This is a genomic window from Corallococcus exercitus (assembly GCF_003611585.1).
GTDB lineage: Bacteria > Myxococcota > Myxococcia > Myxococcales > Myxococcaceae > Corallococcus > Corallococcus exercitus.
On record NZ_RAVW01000639.1, the window covers coordinates 1 to 3,610 of the forward strand.

The 3,610-nt window shown below is 70.7% G+C and carries 5 protein-coding genes; 3 read left to right on the forward strand and 2 right to left on the reverse strand.

Annotated elements, in window-relative coordinates:
- Nucleotides 1-45 precede the first annotated feature (45 nt).
- Nucleotides 46-1,320, forward strand: coding sequence for a DEAD/DEAH box helicase (locus tag D7W79_RS40080; RefSeq protein WP_120530476.1), 1,275 nt, complete (start codon nt 46-48; stop codon nt 1,318-1,320).
- On the opposite strand, the gene D7W79_RS40085 is transcribed toward D7W79_RS40080, so the two are convergent.
- Nucleotides 1,314-1,802 carry an FKBP-type peptidyl-prolyl cis-trans isomerase gene (locus D7W79_RS40085; protein ID WP_120530477.1) on the reverse strand — a complete coding sequence of 163 codons (489 nt, stop codon included), beginning with the start codon at nt 1,800-1,802 and terminating at the stop codon, nt 1,314-1,316. The genes D7W79_RS40080 and D7W79_RS40085 overlap by 7 nt on opposite strands.
- Before the next feature lie 75 nt (nt 1,803-1,877).
- Complete coding sequence (locus D7W79_RS40090) at nt 1,878-2,414, reverse strand: DUF2378 family protein (RefSeq protein ID WP_120530478.1); 537 nt, start codon at nt 2,412-2,414, stop codon at nt 1,878-1,880.
- A gap of 188 nt (nt 2,415-2,602) precedes the next feature.
- Here D7W79_RS40090 and D7W79_RS40095 point away from each other — a divergent pair, with 188 nt between their 5' ends.
- The gene (locus D7W79_RS40095) at nt 2,603-3,145 is read left to right on the forward strand and encodes an RNA polymerase sigma factor (RefSeq protein WP_120530479.1); all 543 of its coding nucleotides are present in this window, start codon (nt 2,603-2,605) and stop codon (nt 3,143-3,145) included.
- The coding region (locus D7W79_RS40100; protein WP_120530480.1) for a DUF1109 domain-containing protein at nt 3,142-3,610 on the forward strand (469 nt) is incomplete at its 3' end. The genes D7W79_RS40095 and D7W79_RS40100, both read left to right, overlap by 4 nt.

Genomic DNA, 3,610 nt, shown 5'->3' on the forward strand with positions numbered 1-3,610 from the left:
CAATCCCCTTCCCTCTGTGGCCCAAAACGTGGGAGGCGTGGGGGCATGAGTGCTTCCTTCAAGTCCCTGGGCCTGTCCCCCGAAACGCTGGGCGCCGTGAAGCGTGCCCGCTTCGGTGCTCCCACGCCCATCCAGGCGCAGGCCATCCCGCCCGCGCTGTCCGGCCGCGACGTCATCGGCTGCGCGGCCACCGGTACCGGCAAGACGGCCGCCTACCTGCTCCCCATGATTGAACGCTTCGCGGGCGAGCGCGGCACGCTGGGCCTCATCCTCACCCCCACGCGCGAGCTGGCGCAGCAGGTGACCGAACAGGCCCGCTTCTTCGGCGAGTCCCTCCGCGTCCTGCCCACGCTCATCGTCGGCGGCGAGGACATGAACGCGCAGGTGGAAGCGCTGCGCGAGCGCCCCACCCTCATCGTCGCCACGCCTGGCCGGCTCGTGGACCTGCTGGGCGTGAAGGCCGTGAACCTGTCGCGCATCCAGACGCTGGTGCTGGATGAAGCGGACCGGATGCTCGACATGGGCTTCCTGCCGCAGATCAACCAGATCCTCCACGCGCTGCCCCGCGAGCGTCAGACGCTGCTGTTCTCCGCCACCCTGGGCGCGGACGTGACGCGCTTTGGACAGCGCGCGCTGCACAAGCCCGTGCGCGTGGAGGTGACGCCCAGCGGGACGCCCGCGCCCCGCGCCGAACAGCACCTCTACATCGTGAAGCCCGAGGAGAAGTGGCCCCTCTTGCTCACGCTCCTCGCGCAGGACCAGGCCAGCGCGCTCGTGTTCGTGCGCACCCAGCAGCGCGCGGACAAGATGAAGGAACTGCTCGCCGCCGCGGGCCACAAGTCCGCCGCCCTGCACGCGGGCCGCACGCAGGCCCAGCGGCGTCAGGCGTTGGAGGGCTTCCGCCGGGGGCAGTACCGCTGCCTCGTGGCCACCGACCTGGCGGCGCGCGGCCTGGACGTGGATGACATCGGCCACGTCATCAGCCTGGACGTGCCGCACGGGCCGGAGGACTACGTGCACCGCATCGGCCGCACCGCTCGCGCGGCGGCCAGTGGACGGGCGTCACTCTTCGCGCTGGAAGTCGAGCGCCGCACGCTCCAGGACATCGAGCGCATCATCCGCCAGGAGCTGCCCCGCACGGAGGTGCCGCGCAAGGACCCCATCTTCCAGCGGGAGATGGAGGCCTGGCTGGCGAAGCAGCGCGACCCGGGGCCTCGCCAGGCCGACCATGGAAGCTCCAAGCGGCCCGAAGGCGCGGCGCCCGGGCGGCATGCCCGGACGCACGGCAAGGGCCGGCCGAAGGGCCCCAGCGGTCAGTGATCGTGGTCGTCGTCGGGGCCGTGCGCGTGGCCGTGCTCGAGTTCCTCGGGCGTGGCGGCGCGCACTTCCTTGATGGTGACCTCGAAGTGCAGCTCCTTGCCGGCGAACGGGTGGTTGAAGTCCACCAGCACCGTGTCCTTGCGCACTTCCTTGACCAGGAAGTCGACCTCGTCACCTTCCGGATCCGTGGCGCTCAGGATGCCGCCGGCCTTGATCTCCAGGTCCTCGGGGAACTCCGTGCGGGGGACCTCTTCGACGCCTTCCGGGTCGTAGTCGCCGTAGCCGTCCGCCGCGGAGACGACCGTCTTCAGGGACTCGCCCGCGGACTTGCCCTCCAGCGCCTTCTCCAGGCCGGGGACGATCTCTTCGTAGCCGTGCAGGTAGACGAGCGGATCGCCTGCCTCGCTCTCGTCCACGATCTTCCCGTCGCCGAGGTGCAGCTTGTAGTCAATGGCGACAACACTGTCCTTGCCGATTTTCATGGGGCCCTCATAGCGCATTCAGTCATGTCGCGGTGGAAGGATGATGCTCACCGTTACCGCGTGCACACGGACGTCCTACCAACGCATGCGCAGCTCGAAACGACCGTGTCCGTCATCGTTCTCCAGCACCGCGCTGGGGTTCGCGGCCCCGGCCTGACGCAGGGCCTCCTCGCAGCACCCCGCGGCGGCCTCCGACGGGAAGGGGTAGCCCTGGAATGTCACGCGCCAGTCCTTGGGCCCCAACTCCAGGGAGGTGATCTCCACCGGCTCCATCACCGAGCGGAAGCTCAGCGCCACCCGCTTCATGGCGCGCTCCGGCCCCGCGATCTTCAGGGCCACGTTCACCACCTTGCCCACCAGCGTCTCGAAGTAGCCGCGCACCAGGTCCCGGCCCATCTGCCGCAGCGCTTCCTGCTGCGGCCGGCCCGAGTAGGCGGCCTGCAGCACCAGGTTCTGGCAGCGCAGGAACACCGACGCCGGATAGCTGGCCCGGGGGCGGTCCGGGTCGTAGCCCGCCGCCGCCATGCGCTCGCGCAGCGACGAGTCCAATCGCACGCAGCGCAGGAGCGATTCGAACAGCGTGGACTGGATGACGACCTCGGCCGGGGACATGAGCGCTCGAATTGGGGAAACGCGTTGAAACCGGTAAGGCGCGCGACACTACCCTTTCGGGTCATGGAAGCGAGCCCCCTGGCGATGTCACGTCCAGCGCTTGTCGTTTCAAGGCCTTGGAGCATCCAGGGGGGCAATCGTCCGTCCCTGGAAACGATTTCCGGGCAGGGCCGTCCGTGAGCCAGACGATGGAAGGCGTCACGGACGAAGTGCTCATGGACCAGTTCTGTCAGGGAAACGAGCCGGCGTTCGAGGCGCTGTTCGCCCGGCACGCCGGGCGTGTGCACGGCTTCCTCGCCCGCATGGTGAGGGACGGGCCGCTGGCGGAGGACCTCATGCAGACGACCTTCCTGTCCGTCATCCGCGCCCGGGGTCGCTACGAGCACGGCACGCGCTTCACCCCCTGGCTGCTCACCATCGCGGCGAACGCGGCCCGGGACGCGCTGCGGCACCAGCAGCACGTGGACGCGCATGCGCACGCGCCGCCGGAAGGCCCCACGGCGGTGCCCGCGCCGGATGGCGACCCGGCCATGCGCCGGCGCATCGAGGACGCCCTCCAGCAATTGCCTGTCGAGCAGCGCGAAGCCGTGGTGCTGAGCAAGCTGGAGGGCTGGTCCTTCGAGGAGATCGCCGAGATGCGAGGCATCCGCGCGGGCGCTGCCCGGCTGCGGGCGCACCGGGGTTACGAGAAGCTGCGCGAGCTGCTGGGCGGACTGGAGGACGTGTCATGAGCCGGCCTCCGGACTCGCGGCAAGCCGCGACGCAGGACCCCTGGCGGTCCTCCCCTCCCCGCCTGGACCCACGGGCGATGGAGCGCGCGCTGGCGGCGTCGCGCGCGGAGCTGGCGCTGAAGCGGCCGGTGCGGCGCTGGCGTGCGCAGGCGGTGGGGCTGTTCGCGGCGTCCGCGGGGCTGGCGCTCGCTGTGGCCGGCGTGTTCCTGGCGCTGGGCCGCATCACGGGCGCAATGCTGGCGGGCCGCGCGCCGATGCTGGCGATGCTGCTGTCCACCGGGGCGGTGTGCTCGTGGGGGGCGCTGTCCCCGCGCGGGCGACAGCTGCGCTGGGTGGGCGTGGGCATGGCGCTCTTGAGTGCCGCGCTGCTGGTGCTGACGCGGGCAGCCCCGCGGGGCCCTTCCAACCTCCCCGAGTGGGTGTGCACGGTGAGCCATGTGGCACTGGCGTTGGCGCCCCTGGTGG